This window comes from Flavobacterium suncheonense GH29-5 = DSM 17707 (assembly GCF_000430025.1).
Lineage (GTDB): Bacteria > Bacteroidota > Bacteroidia > Flavobacteriales > Flavobacteriaceae > Flavobacterium > Flavobacterium suncheonense.
This window is the reverse complement of sequence record NZ_KE387020.1, coordinates 166,626-186,762: the sequence shown is the minus strand read 5'-3', so window position 1 is coordinate 186,762 and position 20,137 is coordinate 166,626. Positions and strand designations below refer to the sequence as shown.

The 20,137-nt window shown below is 40.1% G+C and carries 21 protein-coding genes; 14 read left to right on the top strand and 7 right to left on the bottom strand.

The genetic code is table 11. The features are described from left to right. Positions 1-117: 117 nt before the first annotated feature. From G498_RS0111030 to G498_RS0111000, 6 genes are all read left to right on the top strand, one after another. Positions 118-654 carry a nucleotide exchange factor GrpE gene (locus G498_RS0111030; RefSeq protein WP_316928683.1) on the top strand — a complete coding sequence of 179 codons (537 nt, stop codon included), beginning with the start codon at positions 118-120 and terminating at the stop codon, positions 652-654. Between the two features lie 21 nt (positions 655-675). Further along, positions 676-1,797, top strand: a complete 1,122-nt coding sequence (dnaJ, locus tag G498_RS0111025) for a molecular chaperone DnaJ (RefSeq protein ID WP_026981198.1) — start codon at positions 676-678, stop codon at positions 1,795-1,797. Between the two features lie 111 nt (positions 1,798-1,908). Next, positions 1,909-2,832, top strand: a complete 924-nt coding sequence (locus G498_RS0111020) for an ABC transporter ATP-binding protein (protein ID WP_026981197.1) — start codon at positions 1,909-1,911, stop codon at positions 2,830-2,832. Positions 2,833-2,914: 82 nt separating this feature from the next. Continuing rightward, complete coding sequence (locus G498_RS0111015; protein WP_026981196.1) at positions 2,915-4,216, top strand: ABC transporter permease; 1,302 nt, start codon at positions 2,915-2,917, stop codon at positions 4,214-4,216. 84 nt (positions 4,217-4,300) lie between these two features. Beyond that, positions 4,301-5,464, top strand: a complete 1,164-nt coding sequence (locus G498_RS0111005) for a sigma-54-dependent transcriptional regulator (protein WP_026981195.1) — start codon at positions 4,301-4,303, stop codon at positions 5,462-5,464. Positions 5,465-5,618: 154 nt separating this feature from the next. Next, positions 5,619-6,239: a DEAD/DEAH box helicase gene (locus G498_RS0111000; protein ID WP_026981194.1), complete on the top strand. Its 621-nt coding sequence runs from the start codon at positions 5,619-5,621 to the stop codon at positions 6,237-6,239. Positions 6,240-6,283: 44 nt separating this feature from the next. On the opposite strand, the gene G498_RS0110995 is transcribed toward G498_RS0111000, so the two are convergent. Beyond that, a complete protein-coding gene (locus G498_RS0110995) occupies positions 6,284-6,718 on the bottom strand; it encodes an SRPBCC domain-containing protein (protein WP_026981193.1) in 435 nt (144 codons plus the stop codon). Between the two features lie 151 nt (positions 6,719-6,869). On the opposite strand from G498_RS0110995, the gene G498_RS0110990 reads away from it, so the two are divergent. Both G498_RS0110990 and G498_RS0110985 read left to right on the top strand, forming a co-directional pair. After that, a complete protein-coding gene (locus G498_RS0110990) occupies positions 6,870-8,504 on the top strand; it encodes an ABC-F family ATP-binding cassette domain-containing protein (RefSeq protein ID WP_026981192.1) in 1,635 nt (544 codons plus the stop codon). A gap of 65 nt (positions 8,505-8,569) precedes the next feature. Then, positions 8,570-9,262: a hypothetical protein gene (locus G498_RS0110985; RefSeq protein ID WP_026981191.1), complete on the top strand. Its 693-nt coding sequence runs from the start codon at positions 8,570-8,572 to the stop codon at positions 9,260-9,262. Between the two features lie 141 nt (positions 9,263-9,403). Here G498_RS0110985 and G498_RS0110980 read toward each other — a convergent pair whose 3' ends face one another. The 4 genes from G498_RS0110980 to G498_RS0110965 are packed head-to-tail and all read right to left on the bottom strand — an operon-like array spanning position 9,404 to position 12,749. Next, positions 9,404-9,874 (bottom strand): hypothetical protein, encoded by a 471-nt coding sequence (locus G498_RS0110980; RefSeq protein WP_026981190.1) that lies wholly within the window; start codon positions 9,872-9,874, stop codon positions 9,404-9,406. Positions 9,875-9,933: 59 nt separating this feature from the next. Beyond that, positions 9,934-10,713, bottom strand: coding sequence for an energy transducer TonB (locus tag G498_RS15500; protein WP_026981189.1), 780 nt, complete (start codon positions 10,711-10,713; stop codon positions 9,934-9,936). A gap of 11 nt (positions 10,714-10,724) precedes the next feature. Continuing rightward, positions 10,725-11,912, bottom strand: coding sequence for a carboxypeptidase-like regulatory domain-containing protein (locus G498_RS15495; protein ID WP_051269864.1), 1,188 nt, complete (start codon positions 11,910-11,912; stop codon positions 10,725-10,727). A gap of 3 nt (positions 11,913-11,915) precedes the next feature. Next, a complete protein-coding gene (locus tag G498_RS0110965) occupies positions 11,916-12,749 on the bottom strand; it encodes a DUF6929 family protein (protein ID WP_026981188.1) in 834 nt (277 codons plus the stop codon). Positions 12,750-12,884: 135 nt separating this feature from the next. Between G498_RS0110965 and G498_RS0110960 the strand changes: the two genes are divergently transcribed. Beyond that, a complete protein-coding gene (locus G498_RS0110960; protein WP_026981187.1) occupies positions 12,885-13,760 on the top strand; it encodes a PPK2 family polyphosphate kinase in 876 nt (291 codons plus the stop codon). A 67-nt stretch (positions 13,761-13,827) separates the two neighbouring features. Here G498_RS0110960 and G498_RS0110955 read toward each other — a convergent pair whose 3' ends face one another. After that, complete coding sequence (locus G498_RS0110955; protein WP_026981186.1) at positions 13,828-14,325, bottom strand: hypothetical protein; 498 nt, start codon at positions 14,323-14,325, stop codon at positions 13,828-13,830. A 224-nt stretch (positions 14,326-14,549) separates the two neighbouring features. On the opposite strand from G498_RS0110955, the gene G498_RS0110950 reads away from it, so the two are divergent. Both G498_RS0110950 and G498_RS0110945 read left to right on the top strand, forming a co-directional pair. Then, the gene (locus G498_RS0110950) at positions 14,550-15,932 is read left to right on the top strand and encodes an MATE family efflux transporter (protein ID WP_026981185.1); all 1,383 of its coding nucleotides are present in this window, start codon (positions 14,550-14,552) and stop codon (positions 15,930-15,932) included. 116 nt (positions 15,933-16,048) lie between these two features. Beyond that, positions 16,049-16,276 (top strand): hypothetical protein, encoded by a 228-nt coding sequence (locus tag G498_RS0110945; RefSeq protein ID WP_026981184.1) that lies wholly within the window; start codon positions 16,049-16,051, stop codon positions 16,274-16,276. 44 nt (positions 16,277-16,320) lie between these two features. On the opposite strand, the gene meaB is transcribed toward G498_RS0110945, so the two are convergent. Next, a complete protein-coding gene (meaB, locus tag G498_RS0110940; RefSeq protein WP_026981183.1) occupies positions 16,321-17,403 on the bottom strand; it encodes a methylmalonyl Co-A mutase-associated GTPase MeaB in 1,083 nt (360 codons plus the stop codon). 69 nt (positions 17,404-17,472) lie between these two features. On the opposite strand from meaB, the gene G498_RS0110935 reads away from it, so the two are divergent. The 3 genes from G498_RS0110935 to cas2 all read left to right on the top strand — a co-directional run bounded on the left by G498_RS0110935 (position 17,473) and on the right by cas2 (position 20,049). Then, the gene (locus G498_RS0110935) at positions 17,473-18,387 is read left to right on the top strand and encodes an AEC family transporter (protein ID WP_026981182.1); all 915 of its coding nucleotides are present in this window, start codon (positions 17,473-17,475) and stop codon (positions 18,385-18,387) included. 457 nt (positions 18,388-18,844) lie between these two features. After that, entirely contained in the window at positions 18,845-19,729 is an 885-nt protein-coding gene (gene cas1 / locus G498_RS0110930) for a type II CRISPR-associated endonuclease Cas1 (RefSeq protein ID WP_026981181.1), read from the top strand. Then, the gene (gene cas2, locus G498_RS0110925; RefSeq protein ID WP_026981180.1) at positions 19,720-20,049 is read left to right on the top strand and encodes a CRISPR-associated endonuclease Cas2; all 330 of its coding nucleotides are present in this window, start codon (positions 19,720-19,722) and stop codon (positions 20,047-20,049) included. Before cas1 ends, cas2 begins: the two co-directional genes overlap by 10 nt. Positions 20,050-20,137: the final 88 nt, after the last annotated feature.

Below are 20,137 nucleotides of genomic sequence, written 5' to 3'. Positions count from 1 at the left end.
AAAATTGCCGTTCCGTAAAAAATAATAGTGACAAATTGGCATTTTTAAACCTTTGGCAATACTTTTGCAATCTCAACTAACGAGAAATAGCTAATGTTTAAAAAAATATTCAGAAATATGAGCCAGGAAAGTACTGAAAACATCGAGAAAGATCAATTACAAGGAGAAAATGTTTCAGAAAATCAGGAGATTACCAATCCGGAATTAACAGCAGAAGAACAGTTGCAGGAAGATTTGGCCAAAGAAAAAGACAAGTTTTTACGTTTGTTTGCGGAATTCGAAAATTTCAAGAAAAGAACCGCCAAAGAGCGCATCGAATTGTTCAAAACTGCCGGACAGGAAGTCCTTCAGGCGATGTTGCCGGTAATGGACGATTTTGACAGGGCCTTAGCTCAAATTTCAAAATCAGAAGACGAAGCTTTGGTGAAAGGCGTGGAACTGATTTACGACAAATTGAAATCAACCCTAACCGCCAAAGGACTGGAAGAAGTGACGGTAAAAGCCGGAGACGAATTCAACGCCGATTTTGCCGAAGCCATTACCCAAATCCCTGCCGGAGACGACATGAAAGGCAAAGTGGTTGATGTAGTGGAAAAAGGTTATAAATTGGGCGACAAAATTATTCGTTTCCCAAAAGTGGTTATCGGAGCGTAAGTTCCCAAACAGAATGAACTCATGAAGAAAAGAGATTTATACGAAGTATTAGGAGTAGACCGAAACGCAACACCGGAGCAGATTAAAAAAGCCTACCGTAAAAAAGCCCTTGAATTCCATCCCGATAAAAATCCGGGGGATAAGGCTGCCGAAGACAAGTTCAAGGAAGCAGCCGAAGCATACGAGATTTTGGGCGATGCAGACAAAAAAGCACGTTACGACCAATACGGTCATGCTGCTTTCGACGGAGCCGGAGGTTTCGGCGGCGGTCACCACATGAACATGGACGACATTTTCAGTCAGTTCGGGGACATCTTCGGAAGTGCTTTTGGCGGCGGATTCGGAGGTTTTGGCGGCGGTGGCGGTCAGCGCAGAATGAAAGGCAGCAACCTTCGTATCAAAGTAAAACTTACGTTGGAAGAAATTGCCAACGGCGTAGAGAAAAAAGTAAAAGTAAAACGTAAAGTACAGGCCAAAGGCGTTAGTTACAAAACCTGTCCTACCTGTCACGGATCGGGTCAGGTGATGCGGGTAACCAATACCATTTTGGGAAGAATGCAAACCTCGACGCCGTGTAACACTTGTGGCGGTACCGGTCAAATCATCGACAGTAAACCTGCCGGAGCCGATGCGCACGGAATGATACTGGAAGACGAAACCGTATCCATCAAAATCCCGGCCGGAGTAGTAGACGGCATGCAGTTAAAAGTATCCGGAAAAGGAAACGATGCGCCGGGTGCCAACGGAATTCCGGGCGATCTGATTGTGGTAATCGAAGAGGTAGAACACGAAACCTTAAAACGCGAAGGCGAAAACCTGCATTACGATTTGTACATCAGTTTTGCGGAAGCGGCATTAGGAACTTCCAAAGAAATTGAAACGGTAAGCGGTAAAGTGCGTATCAAGCTGGAAGAAGGCATTCAGTCCGGAAAAATCCTGCGTTTAAAAGGCAAAGGAATTCCGAGTCTGAACAGCTACGGCAGCGGAGATTTACTGGTTCACATCAACGTTTGGACCCCGAAAACCTTAAACAAAGAGCAAAAACAGTTCTTCGAGAAAATGCTGGAAGATCCTAATTTCGTTCCGAAACCCGAAAAAACCGATAAGTCTTTCTTTGAAAAAGTGAAAGACATGTTTTCATAATTTTTTTATATCCTGAAAAAACCCATTGTCTGCCCGATAATGGGTTTTTTTGTGTAACAAATCCTTCCAATTGGCATCTAATCGTTACTTTTACAAAAACAATAGCAATTCATGAATTCAATACTTGAAGTACATAATGTAGTTAAACAATACGGCGACTATACCGCGCTCAACAGCGTTTCGTTAAGTGTTCCTAAAGGTAGTATTTACGGGCTTCTTGGTCCTAACGGAGCCGGGAAAACCTCTTTAATCCGAATCATCAACCAGATTACCATGCCCGATGGTGGCGAAGTGATTCTGGACGGTGAAAAATTAGCTCCAAAACACGTGCAGTATATCGGGTACATGCCGGAAGAACGTGGTTTGTACAAAACCATGAAAGTAGGCGAACAGTGTATGTACCTGGCCCAATTAAAGGGAATATCCGAAGCGGATGCCAAAAAACAGCTAAAATACTGGTTCGAAAAATTCGAAATCGAAAGCTGGTGGAACAAAAAAATTCAGGAATTGTCAAAAGGAATGGCGCAGAAAGTACAGTTCATTGTTACTGTTTTGCATCAACCCAAATTGTTGATTTTAGACGAGCCGTTTTCCGGATTTGACCCAGTAAATGCGAACCTAATTAAAGACGAAATCATCGAACTCAACAAAAAAGGAACGTCAGTAATTTTTTCCACCCACCGTATGGAAAGTGTGGAAGAAATGTGCGACCACATCGCCTTAATCCACAAATCCAACAAGTTAATCGAAGGGAAGTTAATCGACGTGAAAAAAGAACACCGTACCAATGCTTACGAAGTGGGTATCCTGTCAAGTAATGTGGAACGCCTGATGTATGATTTAACGCAAAAATTCCAATTGCAGCAAACCGATTTCAAATCCCTGAACGACGAATTGAAAATTGAAGTACAGCTAAACGGTTCCGCGCCCAATGAGTTGCTGCATATTCTAACCCAAAACGGCCAGGTAACCCATTTCGTGGAAAAAATCCCGAGCATCAACGACATCTTTATCAAAACCGTTACGAACAAATAGTAATTCAGATTTTAGAGGTTAGAATTTTAAAGAAAATCTAATAATCGAACAATCTAATAATCGAACAATCAAACTATCCAAAATGTCAGTATTACCACTAATCATAAAAAGAGAATTCATTTCCAAGGTCCGCAACAAGTCCTTCATTGTCATGACTTTTTTAGGACCGTTGTTAATTGTGGCCATGACCGCTTTAATTGCTTATCTTTCAAAGGCTAACGAAGGCGAAGTGAAAAAAATCGCTATTTACGACGAAGCCGGAATCTTCAAAAACGATTTTAAAAATTCACAGGAAATCGTGTATGTGGATTTGTCTTCCATGCCTTTCAAAACCGCCAAAGACACGGCCAGCAACAGCTACGAAGGCATGATTTATGTTCCCAAAGTGGCAGATATACAAGAATTAGCCACCAAAACCGAATACATTTCCGATGACAGTCCGCGCATGGAATTCCTGATGGAAATCGAAGCGGTAATCAATGCCAAGCTTAGCAAAAACAATTTGCAGGAACTGGGTTTTGATTCCGATAAAATCGAGAAAGCGAAAGTAAAATCAGATGTTCGCGTTTCTAAATTTTCGGGAGAAGAAGGACTGAAATACCTGAACGAAATTAAAATCGGCATCGGGTTTCTGTTCGGTTACCTGATTATGATGTTTATCATCATTTACGGCAACATGGTGATGCGAAGCGTCATCGAAGAAAAAACGAACCGCATTATCGAAATCATCATTTCCTCGGTAAAGCCGTTCCAGTTGATGATGGGGAAAATCATCGGAACTTCTTTGGCCGGAATTCTGCAATTCATCGTCTGGATTCTGTTGGGCTTAGGGCTGATGTTTGTGCTTACCCTTTTCGGAGCAAGTCAGGCCGACCTTAGCACGACAACAGCACAAATGCAACCGGAACAAATGGAAATGGCTACCGGACTGCTGGGAAAAATTCAGCTGTATCTGAATGAAATTCCAACGATAACCCTTTTCCTGTTTTTTATTTTGTATTTCATCGGAGGTTACTTTTTGTACAGTTCCCTTTACGCCGCCATCGGAGCCGCTGTAGATTCCGAAACCGATTCCCAACAATTCCTGTTACCGATTATCATGCCTTTGATGTTGGGTGTTTACGTAGGATTCTTTACGGTGATGAACGATCCGCACGGAACCGTGGCGACCATATTTTCCATGATTCCGCTAACGTCGCCCATCGTAATGCTGATGCGTATTCCGTTCGGGGTGCCTTGGTGGCAGATTGCGCTTTCCATCGCGATTTTGTTTGGAAGTTTTCTGGGAATTGTGTGGTTTGCCTCTAAAATTTACCGCGTCGGAATTTTAATGTACGGCAAAAAACCAACCTGGAAAGAGTTGTTCAAATGGCTGAAATACTAAATAGGTTGTTTGATAGTTTGGTTATTTGTTAATTTGAATTCGTAAATTCGAATAACCAAATACACGAATCCGCAAAAAACAATTATGTCAAAAATTTTAATCATAGAAGACGAAGCCGCCATCCGCAGGGTTTTAACCAAAATCCTTTCGGAAGAAAGCGACACCTATAAAGTAGACGAAGCCGAAGACGGCCTTCAGGGCTTAGAGAAAATCAAGAACGAAGATTACGATTTGGTGTTGTGCGATATCAAAATGCCGAAAATGGACGGCGAAGAAGTGCTCGAAGCCGTTAAAAAAATCAAACCCGAAATCCCGATGGTCATGATTTCCGGCCACGGCGATTTGGAAACCGCAGTCAACACCATGCGTTTAGGAGCGTTCGACTACATTTCCAAACCACCGGATTTGAACCGTTTGCTCAACACAGTCCGCAATGCTCTAGACCGAAAACAACTCGTAGTGGAGAACAAAATCTTAAAAAAGAAAGTCTCCAAAAACTACGAAATGATAGGGGAAAGCGAACCCATCAATCAAATCAAAGAAATGATTGAAAAAGTAGCACCCACCGAAGCCCGCGTGCTAATTACGGGACCCAACGGAACCGGAAAAGAACTGGTGGCCCATCAGCTGCACGAAAAAAGCGAGCGTTCCGCAGCACCGCTAATCGAAGTCAACTGTGCGGCCATACCGTCAGAACTGATTGAAAGTGAGTTGTTTGGTCATGTGAAAGGCGCTTTTACGTCTGCCGTGAAAGACCGCGCCGGAAAATTCGAAGCCGCTAACGGAGGAACCATCTTCCTGGATGAAATCGGCGATATGAGTTTGTCTGCACAGGCGAAAGTATTGCGCGCGTTGCAGGAAAATCTCATCCAGCGAGTAGGAGCAGACAAAGACATTAAAATTGATGTACGCGTGGTAGCCGCTACCAATAAAGACCTGAAAAAAGAGATAGCCGAAGGCCGTTTCCGTGAGGATTTGTACCATCGTCTGGCCGTAATTTTAATCAAAGTTCCGGCGTTGAACGACCGACGTGACGACATTCCGTTGCTCATCAATCATTTTGCCGAGAAAATCGCTTCCGAACAAGGCAATGCGATGAAGAAGTTTTCAGACGGCGCCATAAAATTGCTGCAGGAATACGACTGGACCGGGAATATCCGGGAGTTGCGCAATGTCGTGGAACGTCTTATTATTTTAGGTGGCTCCGAAATATCAGAGAATGATGTGAAACTGTTTGCTTCGAAATAGGTGTTTTGAAAAAGAAGAAAATTTTATACGTCTTAGTTTTAGTAGCGGTGCTTTTTCTGGTTTTCCAAATTTATGACTTCATCAGAATTGATCAATGTTTAGATAATGGAGGAAGTTGGAATGAAGAGAAATGTGAATGTAATTACAAATAGAAATGCAATTAAAAAAAATAAACCCCAACCTGCAAAAAGCCCTAATTGAGCTCGGTTTAACCGAAGCCAACGAAATGCAGCAGGAAACCTTTTCCACCATCAAAAGCGGTGCTGATGCCGTGATTCAGTCCGTTGGCGGAAGTGGGAAAACTACAACTATTGTTTTAAATGTCATCCAGCGTTTGGAGAAAGCGCACATGGTGTCGCCCAGAGCTTTAATCATCGTGGAAGACAAAGGAAAAATGCTCGAAATGCTGGAGATGTTTTCCGAATTAGGGAAATATACCGATTTACGGGTTTACGGCACCCACGACAAAAGCGATATGGATTACGATAAAAACCAGATTTCTGTCGGAATCGATGTACTTGTCGGCACTCCGAACCGTCTGAACGATATGTTTGCTACAGCAGGTTACGATGTCAACCAGTTGAAAATGTTTGTAGTAGACGATGCCGATGTGCTTTTCAAAAACCGCATGGAACCAAAAGTAACCCGGATTTCAGACAGTATTGCCAAAACACAACGTTTGTTTTTCTGTTCTGCCATAACCGAAAAAGTCGAAATCATGGCCGATAAAATCATGATTGAACCGCTGTTTTTCGAAATGGATGAGGAAGAGTAGAAAATATAATTCATAAAAAAGCCTCGAGTAAATCGAGGCTTTTTTTATTCAGACAATTCCTTTACTTTCTCCAAAGCCAGCGGAAACTTCTCCGTAAAATAATCTTTATACTCTGCAATAATATCCATTTCAACGTTTAGTTGCGTGCCGTTTTGCGTTTCGGTGAGGTTGTAATTTTCCATTGAGCCCGACCAGTTCTCGGTAGTTTCATCCTGCGGTTGCTCTTGCCCGTTTTTAATGTTGCCGAGGTGTTTGAAATGCATACACTCATTTGTTACACATTTGTCTATTATACTGTACATCCCGTCGTTGTTTTCGTTGAGGAAATGCACCTTACTGCCTTCTTTCCAGTCGGATACGGCGCGGGAACCTTCACTAAAAACCGCAGTCCATTTTCGGTACGTAGCATCTTCCCAAAGGGTTTTCCATATTTTTTCTTTCGGGGCGTTAATGGTTGTTGTAAATGTTATTTTTTCCATGACTGATGAATTTAGAATACCAAAGTTACAGAAAATCATTTTCAGATTTTCAAATTGTCTCATTCTTAAATTCAGTTATCTTTGCACCTTCAAAAGAAGACAGGCCGGTATTTTAAGTATCAGCAATCTAAAAAAAATCCAACAGTCTAAAATGATTACAGTAAACGACATCGCAGTGGAATTTGGCGGAACGACCCTGTTCAGCGACATCACTTTTGCCATTAATGAAAACGACCGAATCGCCCTGATGGGAAAAAACGGCGCCGGGAAATCGACCCTTTTAAAAATCGTAGCCGGTGAAAATAAACCTACCCGAGGCGGAATATCCGCGCCCAGTGATGCTGTAATCGCTTATTTGCCTCAGCATTTACTTACTGCCGATGACTGTACGGTCATGGAAGAAACCTCAAAAGCTTTTGCCGATGTGCTGAACATGAAGAAGGAAATCGACGACATCAACGAGCAGTTAACCATCCGTACCGATTATGAAAGCGACGACTACATGAAATTAATCGAGCGCGTTTCCGAACTTTCCGAAAAATACTATTCCATTGAAGAAGTCAACTACGAAGCGGAAGTAGAAAAAGTACTGAAAGGATTAGGTTTTGAAAGAGAAGACTTTACCCGTTCCACTTCAGAATTTTCGGGAGGCTGGAGAATGCGTATCGAATTGGCGAAAATCCTTTTGAAGAAACCGGATCTGATTCTTCTGGATGAGCCGACGAATCATTTAGATATGGAAAGTATTCAGTGGTTAGAGGAATTTTTAATCAATCAGGCGAAAGCGGTAATGGTGATTTCCCACGACCGCGCGTTTGTCGATAACATCACTAATCGAACCATTGAAGTGACAATGGGAAGAATTTACGATTACAAAGCAAAATATTCCGATTACTTGGTTTTAAGACAAGACCGAAGAATCCACCAACAGAAAGCTTACGATGAGCAGCAGAAATTCATTGCCGAAAACCAGGCGTTTATTGAGCGTTTCAGAGGAACGTTTTCTAAAACGGAGCAAGTACAATCCCGTGTTCGTATGCTGGAAAAACTGGTTTTGGTTGAAGTGGATGAGGTAGATACATCAGCCTTAAAACTGAAATTCCCGCCTTCACCACGTTCGGGGCAATATCCGGTTGTAGTGGACGGTTTGTCAAAATCGTATGGCAACCATGTGGTGTTTAAGGATGCCAATCTGGTTATTGAGCGCGGTCAGAAAGTAGCCTTCGTCGGGAAAAACGGGGAAGGAAAGTCGACCATGATTAAGGCCATCATGAAAGAAATTGATTATGACGGCGGCAAACTGGAAATCGGGCACAACGCTCAGATTGGGTATTTTGCACAGAATCAGGCCTCATTATTAGATGGCGAATTATCTGTTTTTGATACCATCGATCAGATTGCAGTAGGCGACGTGCGTACCAAAATCAAAGATTTATTGGGAGCGTTCATGTTTAAAGGCGACGACATTCAAAAGAAAGTAAAAGTGCTATCTGGTGGAGAAAAAACCCGCCTGGCGATGATTAAACTGTTGCTGGAACCGGTTAACGTATTGATTCTGGATGAGCCGACGAATCACCTGGACATGAAAACCAAAGACATCATCAAAGACGCACTAAAAGATTTCGACGGCACGCTGATTTTAGTTTCCCACGACCGTGATTTCTTGGACGGTTTGGCAGAAAAAGTGTTTGAATTCGGTCACAAAAGAGTGAAAGAACATTTTGAAGATATTAAAGGGTTCCTGGCGCATAAGAAGATGGAGAGTTTGAAGGAGATTGAGAAGTAGTTGTGAGTTGTGGTTCAGTAATTTTATGTTTCATAACTAAATCGAATAACCATATAATAAGAAAGATGAAAAGAATATTATTAAGCATTTTAATCACAATATCATTAACGAGTTGCAGAAACTATGAAAACCTTTCAAAAGCCGGAAATAAAATTGCTGAATATTGTGGTTCAAATGATGTAACGGCATCAATATCAAACTTCACAAGTACTGACAAGGGTTCAATAGATTCTTATGAAATTAAAATAAGAAATGTTGCGGATATTAATAACGGGAGTTATCCTTCAGAATATTTAGCTTCAATTGCAGCAAAAACACTATTTGATAATCTAAATCAAGAAGAAAGAAATGATAGAGATTTAATAGTTGTAAGCATCGAAACGCCTGATAAAAAATTTGAATACAATTATTCGATAAAAGAGCTTAGCAAAGTTGACCAATACTTTGCTATTACAAAAGAATTCATTCAAAAATTAAAAGACGGAGATTTAGAAAATTTAGCAAATCATTTAAACAGAAAAACAATTAACATTGATGAGTTTAATAAAAATATCATCCAAACTGTAATCGTTAAAAATCAATCTGTTTTTAACAAAATTGAAAAAATTGATTTGCATTCTATTAATTTTTCCACTGTCGATAATAACAAAGTTACAGAATTGATAAGCTTTGCTGTATTTGGTGATTCCCATATTAAATTTTCAACTAGATTTATTGATAGTAATCCAAAAAAAATAGCAGGAATTACAATAAACTAAAAAAGACAACATTAAGCAATAAAAGAAAATTCTACAGATTTTAGACGTTCATTTTTCAAGTGTATTTTTTACAATTTACCCTAACAATCACTAAGTATTGAACGTCAAAAAGAGAAGGAATACGCGTATTCCTTCTCTTTTTTAGTTTTTAGTACTCAAACTGTAATTAACCAAATGGTTGTAAAACTGTGGGAAATACCAGCTTTTGGTCTCTAAATCTTTATTGTTGGCAACGTTAAGTGTGTCAGCCAACTTTTTGTTGTATTGCGCCATTTGAAGGTCCTTTAAACGATTGTCGGAAAGATTCAGGTTTTGTGAAATTCCGTTTTGATAATAGAAAACTTCAATTTTATTAAAAGAGAAATCCAGTTTTTTAAAATTTCGTTTTTCTCGGATGATAATATTTCTCGATAGTTTGTTGTGACTGATGTTTAAAGTATAAATTCCTTTTGGCAGTTTCTTTTCTTCAAAATGGGCAATCTTGTTGTGAGATAAGTCTAAATCCAATATTGTAAATTCAGACAAATCCGGTTGTGATTTGAAATTTCGGTTAGACAGGTCCAATTTGTAAAGAGTATCGGTTTTGGATAAATCTTCAATATTGAATTTCATATATGTTTTACAACTGAAAAGTACAGGCAGTAACAAAAGAGCAAGTGTTTTTTTCATCTTTAATTAGTTGTTTTTTTTCTCCTGATATCTTCCATCATCACCATTTCCTTTTTTGAGGATATTCCGATGCTTTGTTTAGAGCGAACTTTTTCCTCATAATATTCAGCCGGAATCCATTTTGGCATTAGTTGGACAATTCGGATGATTTCATTTTTTATTTCCTCTTTCGGTTCTTTATGAAAACTGATGTTGGAAATTGAACCGTCTTTTTCTATTATGAAAGAAACAATTTCGCTCCAGTACGAATGGGTTTTAATTTCCTGAATGTTGTTTTTGAGGAATTTACGCATTTCGGTTTCCTCACCGGGAAATCTCGCTTTGGTATGTACACCGGTAAAAACAAAACCGGTATCAATTTTGGGCTGAAGGGTTGTCTTGTAAAGTTCCGATTGTTTGAACTCCAGTAAAGCTTCTGCTTTCATTTTAGCTTCAATACCATCGCCGAATTTTTGCAATACTTTTTCGCGCATAGCCATGGCGTAATATTTTTGATCGCCAATAATCACACAAGGAGCTTCCGTTAGTTTAATGTTGTACTTTTCTTTAGCGGTTTTAATGAAAAAAGGATGAAAGTCTTTGTCAATTTTTTGCCCAAGAGTTTGTAAAATATAGATTCCTTTGTCAAAATCGTTTTGGGCTCTTTCAGTTCCGCTGTTACGATAAGCACGTTCTCGTTTCAACTTCAGTTCCCTGTTCGGAATTTGTGTTTTTTTGGTTTTTGGTGTTTGTGCGAATGTGAAAGTCGTACAAATCAGCAGGATCAGATATTTAAACGGCATTTTTTATGAGTTTAGTTAGCGATATTCAATTCTTTAACGCTGTTTTTTACTTCCGAGCCGCCCCATTCCACAAGTGTAAAGCCTTTGCGTTCTGTTTTGTGAAGTTGTTGCTCTTTAACGACAGTAAATTCTTTTAGACCGTAAAATTCCATATAAACCCGTAGCGATGTTTCAGGCTTTGGTGTTACGTTAAGTTCTGCAATCGCATTGCAGGCATCATTAATCTGAAAATGAATAAAATTGAACTCGTTTTTTTCCAGAATCGGCAGCCAAAACTGAATAAAATCATTGGTTTCCTGATTGATTAATCCGATATGCTCTAACTTTTCAATAAAGAAAGAAGTTAGGTTTTCTTTAGCGACAACAAAACCGTCCTGATAGCCATAATGCGCGTTCGGTAAATTGATATCGCCATCCCAAAATAAGGAACTGTAATACCGTTTGGAGTTTTTGTCAAAAATTTGTCCGTTAGGTTTTGCGGTTACCTTCCAGGCTTTATCATATTTCGGAAAAGTAGTGCGTAGTTTTCCTTTGAAATCCAGAACTACATCAATTTCGGTTTTTACAGTCGGGTACAGATAAATCACCGGTTTTGCTACTTTTATTTTTATGTTACCCGGAATTTCCGAAAGCTTTATTGTAAGTTCTTTTTTGGAGTCGATCAGTACTCTTTCAGATTTGTAATCCCTTAATTCGATTTTTAAAATATCATTGTTCCGTACTTCTAAGGAAAATTTTCCATCAAAGTCAGCTGTGGTTTCAGCCTTAGAATTTAAATTTAAAATCGTAGCACCTACTACAGGGAAATTTTCACAGTCGTAAACAGTTCCGGTTATCCGAAATGCATTATCCGTACGGTTTTCTTCAGTAGTGTAAGGATATAATTTGTATAGTTTTTGTAATTCAGACTCAGAAATATTTTTAGTGGTTATAAGAACAGCGCCGTTTTTTGCCACTTCTCCATAAGCCTTTGTGGCAGTTTCATTTTTTAGAATATTTACTGAGGAAATGTTTTTCAGATCAATTACTTCAGTAATATCTTTATGAACTATAGTCCCGTTAACTACAAAGACAGCTTCCGGATTATTTCTTAAGACCGCTTTATCATTAATTTTCCAGCCCGTTTTTTTAATGGAATCCGTTTGGGCATTCAGTTGTAAACTGAGGAAAGCAATAAAAATGAACAACAATTTTCTCATAAATTATTTTTTAAGATTTAACAGAAAAATATCCGCCTTCAATTCCTCCGTGTCCTTATCTTCACAAAGCAAAAAACTGATTTCTTTTTCCGTTTCTTTATATAACGTCAACCCTTCAAATTTATGCGTATTGGTAATTTTTTTGGTAAAGCCGATTTTCATGGTTTTGGTGTCGATGCTTCCGATGAGGCTGCCCAAAACTTCCCCGTCGTTATAAGTAGAATCAGTGTTTTCCGCGGTTGCTAAGAAATAGAGTATGTCGCCCACCAGAACCGCATCGGTAAAACTGGCGCGAATGCCTTTCAGTTTCGGGAGTTTGTATTCGTTGGTGATGATGTTGAATTCCTCCGTCAGGTTTTTGCCCTGAACCGTAAAGACGATATTTTTCCCTTTTGCGCCGTTTCCTCTGTTGAAGAAAAACCACTCGTTATCCTTGCGTGCCACGCCTTCAATGTTTAAATCGCCTTCGGGCAATTCGGCGAACGTTTGCATCGATAAATACAAATCACTTAAATCGGTTGTTGCTTCAACAGTTTTGGTTTTGGCATCCAATTGCATCATTTTGGTGCGTTTTTCCGTGGAACCGGAGCCAAAAATGTAGATTTTGCCTTCAAATTCCGTAACCGCTTCAAAATCGGGTTTGTCTTTTTTGGCGATGTTTTCCGACGGGTTTTCCGTGAGCGGATGGCGTTCCAGCGTTTTGGTTGCGATATTGTATTCGTAAAAATAACTGCTGTTGTCGCCTACAACCAATACCTGATTGTTTTTAAACATAAGTCCGGAAGCCGAACCGATTCCGATGATTTGAAACAGGATTTCCAGGGTGAATTTGTGCATGATGTTGTGTTTTGGTTTAGCCCCGATTGCAGTGAAAATCCTTTTCTTGCTTTCTTTAAGCAAGGAAAGATTGTAACGGAAAGCGGGAAAAAGCTCCTAAAATTACTTATATTTACGTATATAAAGCGAATGATTATGGCACTATTTAGTCCCGATAATTTTAAAATTACCATTCCTTTTCAGATTAACGATTTTCCAACGGTACTGCAAACGCATATCGACGACGAGGAAAAAGAGGAAAAACTGGATAAAGTCCAGAAGAAATTAAGCGAATGGCAGGATGTGATGTATGCCCACAACCGTTACGGCGTGCTGATTTGTCTGCAAGGTATGGACACTTCCGGAAAAGACAGCCTGATTCGCGAAGTGTTTAAGGAATTCAATCCGCGCGGGGTAGTGGTGCACAGTTTTAAAACGCCCAATTCCACCGAGCTGGAGCACGATTATTTGTGGCGGCATTATCTGGTGTTACCGGAAAAAGGGAAGTTTGCGGTGTTCAATCGTACGCATTATGAAAATGTGTTGGTTACCCGAGTGCATCCGGAATACATTTTGAATGAAAACCTGCCCGGCATTGAAAAAGTGGAAGACATTACACCCGAATTCTGGGAAAACCGTTTCGAGCAAATTAACAATTTCGAGAAACACATAGTACAAAACGGCACGATTGTCCTGAAGTTTTATTTCCACATGAGCAAAGAAGAACAACGGAAACGATTATTACGCCGTTTGGAAGAGGAAGAACACCACTGGAAATTCTCACCCGGCGATTTAAAAGAACGCGACCGTTGGGACGATTACATGAAATACTACGAGGAAGCGATCAACAAAACTTCAAAACCGCACGCACCGTGGTACGTAATTCCCTCTGATGATAAAGATATGGCACGGTACATGGTAGCCAAAATCATCTGGGAAGAAATGCAGAAGTATACCGATATTAAAGAACCGGAGCTAGACGCTAAAGTAAAAGCGGATTTTGCGTTGTACCGGGAAAAGTTAAGCAAATAAAGAGATAGCCACGAATGCACGAATTGTATAACTACTTAAAAATCGTGCATTTGTGGCTTTATAAAATTTATAATTTGTAACCGTAAGCCAATCGCAGCGAAATTTGCCCGGTATCGTAATCGTTGTAGTTTTCATAGCGCAGGCTAATGTCGATATGTTTGGTTGCTACACCAATGCCCGGCGTCCATAAAAAGGAATTCCCCAATTCTTTGGTAACGCCAAATGCACCACCGACTTCGCCCAAAACATAAAACTGATTGCCTAAAAAGGACTTAAAACCCAGTTTGGCAGGAATAAATCCGGCATCGCTTCCCGAACTGAACAAATGCGTGTAACCCGTTGTGGCTGCTAATGACGTCTTCATCGTCAAATCGTATTGTAAACGGCCATCGACACCTAAACTGAAATTGTAGTTGTTATTTAAAGGGATTCCTCCGTTAAGGCCAAATCCTGCGCGCCAATGGTGTAAATATTCCGGTTTGGTTTCCTGTGCCAAAGCGGTCGCAGAAGCCGAGATGATTCCGAAAAGGAACAACGTCCTTAAAAATTTGTGTTTTACTCTCATGATAGGGTATTTTAGGGATAGTTGGTATAAAAACTGCGTTTACCGGATTTTCGTTTGTCTGAAAAACTTAAACTTCTGTTAAAAATTCATAAGGTTTCTTAATAAAGAAATGTAAAAATTTGATATTCAGTAGTTTGCTGGTTTTTTATTGTTTTGGCTAAATTTTCAGAAATCTGTAGCGTTACCGAAAATCTACTTCTTACCTTTGCCCAAAATTTAGAAAAATGCGTTGGTCTGACTATACAAAAGAATTTTCCGCAAACCTGAAACTCGCTTATCCGATTATTCTGGGAATGCTCGGGCACACCTTAGTGAGCATCATCGATAACGTCATGGTAGGGAAATTAGGGCCAACCGAGCTGGCAGCGGCTTCACTGGCCAACAGTTTTGTGTTTATCGCGATGTCGATCGGATTAGGTTTTTCTACGGCGATTACTCCTTTGGTAGCAGAAGCAGACGGCGAGAAAAATGTGGATAAAGAACGTACCATTTTCCATCACGGCCTGATTTTGTGTACCATTTTGGGTATCAGTCTGTTTCTGATTATCTATTTTTCAAAGCCCCTGATTAGTCTGATGGGGCAACCGGAAGACGTGGTTACTTTAGCCAAACCGTTTTTGGATATCGTGGCGTTTTCACTAATTCCGCTGATTATCTTTCAGGGTTACAAACAGTTTGCCGACGGAAAATCGGAAACCAAAGTGGCGATGTGGGCGAATTTACTGTGCAACGTGGTACACTTTTTCCTGAACGTGGTTTTGATTTACGGTTTGTGGTTCTTTCCGAAGCTGGGTATGTTGGGCGCGGCCTACGGAACGGTAATTTCCCGTTTTGTCATGTTGATTTACATCCATTATTCCCTGATTCACAAAGAGCGTTTTAAAACGTATTTTGAGGGATTTTCATTCAGAGAACTGCAAAAAGATATCGTAAAAAAAATTGTAAATTTAGGCTTGCCTTCCTCGATGCAGATGTTTTTTGAAGTGGCGTTGTTCACCGGAGCCATCTGGCTTTCCGGAAGAATCGGAACCACTGCACAGGCAGCCAATCAGATAGCCCTGAGTCTGGCAACTTTTACGTTTATGTTTGTTTCCGGTTTGGGCGTTGCAGCTATGGTGAGAGTCGGCAATTACAAAGGTGCTCAGGATTTTAAACTCCTGCGAACCGTTGCCCGTTCGTTGTTCCTGTTAGCAATTATCATTCAGGGGATTTTCGCCTTCATTTTCGTGGTGCTGCATCCGTATTTGCCGGAATTGTTTATGAATGCCGAAAACGTTGCGCAGTTGGCAGACAGTTCTGAGGTGATTTCCATCGCCGCCCATTTAATCATCATCGCTGCCATTTTCCAGATTTCCGACGGGATTCAGGTGGTGGTTTTAGGTGCCTTACGCGGATTGCAGGATGTGAAAATCCCGATGTACATTACTTTCATTGCGTATTGGTTAATCGGTTTCCCAATTTCGATTTATTTAGGATTGTACACCGATTTGAAAGCCATCGGCATCTGGATTGGATTATTGTCCGGATTAACCGCAGCCGCCTTATTTTTGTATCTTCGCTTTAATCATTTAAGTAATAAATTGATAATTGAAAGATTGAAAGATTGAAAGATTGAAAGATTTTCTTTAATGACCTTATATTGTTAAAAATAGATTTGACATTAAAGATTTGGAATTTAGTTTTTTTTAAACGTATAACTCATAATTTATAATTCATAACCTTTATGGAATTACCGAAATTCGTATTAGCAGACAACACTGATTTCCCGGACGATATTTTCATCATTCACTTAGAATTCCCGCGTTTTTTAATCAATCTGAAAGACGATTCAGTGGAATTTTTAGAAGACATTGACGAAGAAGACGAACACGAAATGGAATCCGAAATGGAACATTTAATTACCTTGGCAGGAGAGTTTTACGATCGTGAAATGGAGCGCTACGAAGCTTAAGCAGTGTTCATTGTTCATTGGACAGTCGCAGTTTGCAGTGCTGTCTATTTATGATACATGTTCAAAAGCAACTGAGCGGCGGCAAACGGTGAGATCTCATTGTTTTGCACCGCTTTTTTGTTTTCCTCCAGTAATTTTTGTACTTCCGGATGGTTGTAGAAATGCTGTTTTAACTGTTCGTTGATGGTTTCAATGAGCCAATATTGGTTTTGCTCCTTGCGTTTTTGTTCGAAGTAATGATTTTCTTTTGTCAGGTTGAAATACTCGGTAATCGTTTCCCAAACTTCTGCAATTCCTTCGTTGTGAAGCGCGCTACAGGTGGTTACTTTTGGTGACCAGCCCGAGTTTTTTATCGGGAACAGATGTAAAGCACGGTTGTATTCGGTTTTGGCTAATCGGGCGCGTTTTACGTTGTCGCCGTCCGCTTTGTTGATTACGATTAAATCCGCCATTTCCATAATCCCGCGTTTGATGCCCTGCAATTCATCACCGGCACCGGCTAAATTCAGCAGCAGAAAGAAATCGACCATACTGTGTACTGCGGTTTCACTTTGACCGACACCCACGGTTTCAATCAGAATGGTATCAAAACCACAGGCTTCACATAAAATAATGGTTTCCCTTGTTTTTCGCGCCACACCGCCCAGACTTTCCCCGGAAGCACTCGGTCGGATGTACGCATTTTCGTCTTTCACCAGTTCTTCCATGCGGGTTTTATCGCCTAAAATACTGCCGTGCGAAATGGAACTGCTCGGGTCCACCGCCAAAACGGCTACTTTCTTTCCAATCGAAGTCAGATATTTTCCGAAAGCCTCAATAAACGTCGATTTTCCCACACCCGGAACGCCCGTAATCCCAATCCGAATCGATTGGTTCGCATAAGGCAAACAGCCTTTAATGATGTCGTTGGCTTTTTCCAGATGCTTTTCGCTGGTGCTTTCCACTAAGGTGATGGCGCGGCTTAAGGCGGTTTTGTCGCCTTTCAGGATGTTGGCAATCAGTTCTTCGGCAGTAGGTTGCTTTCTTCGGAACTTCTGGATTTGTTCCACGGAAGAAGCGCTAATGCTGTCCGGTTGTTCAATACCGTCATTTTCCTTTAAGGCCGATTTTTTATGCGAAGAGTTCAAAACAAAGCTTTTGGTAAAAGTAGTAAATAGATTTCAAATTAGTAATACCTTTGCCCGTCAACGTTTGTTATGGATAACATTATACTCATTTTTGTCTGCATGCTTTTGGGTTTTCTGCTCAAAAGAATGGCGGCTTTTCCTCCGTTAAGTTACAAAACGCTCAACCAGTTCGTGATTTACATTTCGCTTCCTGCCGTGGCGCTGTATTATATCCCGAAACTGGAAATCAGTTCAAGACTGCTGTTTCCGTTGGGCATTGCATGGCTGGGTTTTGGGTTGTCGTTTTTGTTTTTTACGGCGTTTTCAAAAGTGTTTGGTTGGTCTAAAAAACTAACGGGTTGTTTGATAATAGTAGCCGGATTGGGCAATACCTCGTTTGTAGGCTTTCCGGTTGTCGAAGCGGTTTACGGGAAAAAGGCTCTGGAAACCGCCGTTATTGTAGATCAGCCGGGTTCGTTCGTGGTGGTTTCCACGGTAGCGATTTTAATTGCTTCGCTGTATTCCCGAAGTACCGAAAATTCCACAACTACGGTTTTTAAAAAGATTTTGTTGTTTCCACCTTTCATCGCGTTTATAGTGGCCGTTTTACTCAATGTCATGCAGCTTGATTTCCCCGAAATGCTCCAATCGGTATTCCAGCGTCTGGGAACAACCGTAACACCCATAGCGTTAGTAGCCGTGGGCATGCAACTCGAATTCGACTGGAAAAGCAAACACTGGAAATTCCTGACTTTAGGGCTGTTTTTTAAACTCCTCATCACTCCGGCTTTCTTCTATCTTTTATACGTGATGATTTTAAACGGAAAAGGGCAGGAGGTACAGGTTTCCGTACTGGAAGCCGCCATGGCACCCATGATTACCGGAGCCATCGTCGCCGTCAATTACGGTTTAAAACCCAAGCTGGCCAACATGATGATTGGTTTCGGGATTCCTATGTCTTTTTTGACGCTGGTGTTTTGGTGGTGGGTTTTGAAAGGGGTTTAGAACTTTTTTTAGTTAATTGGGGGCTGATTTTTAGTTAATCGGAGGCTGAGCCTGTAAAAGTCCCGATTGTGTTGTTTTGAATTGAACAACTTCTTTTCTTTTGTCTTGATACAAATCTCCGATTCAACGAATGCCAAAACAAAATATTAACTAATGAGTTAAAGGAAACAAAAAATACTCAAGTGTTATTTTGCCTATGGATTTCGTGAACCTAAAGGTTTCAAGACTGAAACACGCCACCTAAAAATTCCAAAGGTTTCTAAATTATCCGAACTCCCTTCGGTCAGACAGCTACTACTTCTTAACGTAAACCCTTGAAATTTTCTTAATGGTTCTGTGTTTTTAGGTTGGGGGTATCGCCAAAATTGTAATATATAGACTATAATTTCCTTTTGGCGATAAAAAAACAAATAAAATTTTATTTATAGTAAATTGTTGTAAAAAATAATTTACTCTTATGATAAAGCGAACTTTATTAATAGAAAGTAAAACCTCAATAACCACTAAGAATCTTCAGTTAATACTGAAATCGGAGAGTAGGGAAAGCAGCATTCCGGTTGAGGATGTAGGATTTATTGTTCTTGATAATCCTGAAATTTATTTGAGTATTCCGGCAATGAATTTACTCTTGGAGAACAACACCTCGGTAATTGTCTGCGGAACCAATCATTTGCCAAACGGAATGTTTCTTAACCTAAACAGCCACCACATTCAACAGGAGATTTTTAAAGAACAGATTAATGCTTCCGAACCTTTAAAAAAGAAGCTTTGGCAACAAACCATTGTAGAGAAAATCAATAATCAGGGGATATTATTGGCAAAAATTACCGGAAAGAAAAATAAATTTGATTTCCTGGCCTCGAAAGTTTTAAGTGGCGATACCTCGAATATGGAAGCTGTTGCGGCTAACCTGTACTGGAAAGAGTTTCATACGGCAAACTTCAAAAGGGAGCGTTTTGGCGACTATCCGAATAACTTTTTAAATTACGGCTATGCTTTATTGAGAGCGGCAACAGCAAGGGCTTTGTCCGGAAGTGGTTTATTAAATACGTTAGGGATTCACCATAAGAGCAAGTACAATGCGTTTGCTTTGGCAGACGATATCATGGAGCCTTTTCGGCCCATTGTGGATGAAAAGGTTTATGAGTTAGTGCAGCATTATGAAGAACAGGAACTGAAAACAGCGATTAAGGCAGAACTTTTACAAACCTTAACCCGAACAGTTTATTTTAAAGACGAAAAGAGTCCTTTAATGGTAGCACTGCAAAAAACGGCAAGTTCCTTACAGCAATGTTATACTGGGGAGCGAAAAAAAATTAAATACCCACAATTATGGATTTAAACGGTTATCGCATTATGTGGCTATTTGTGTTTTTTGATTTACCCACCGAAACCAAGAAAGACCGGAAAAATGCTTCCGGTTTTCGGAACCAGCTTTTAAAAGACGGTTTTAATATGATGCAGTATTCGGTGTATATGCGACATTGTGCCAGTAGTGAAAGTGCAGACGTTCATGAGAAAAGAGTACAGAAATTATTGCCGCCGTTAGGAAAAGTGAGCATTTTAAGAATAACCGACAAGCAATTTGGGAATATCCAGAATTTTTGGGGAAAATCGGAAGTGCCTAAAGAACTGCAGCCCACACAACTTGAGCTTTTTTAGTCTTATAAATAAAAAAATGCTTCAATCTTGCCTTATCACTGCAAAAAAGAAGCATTTTTTTTCACGATATTTTTATTTAATTTCTTGA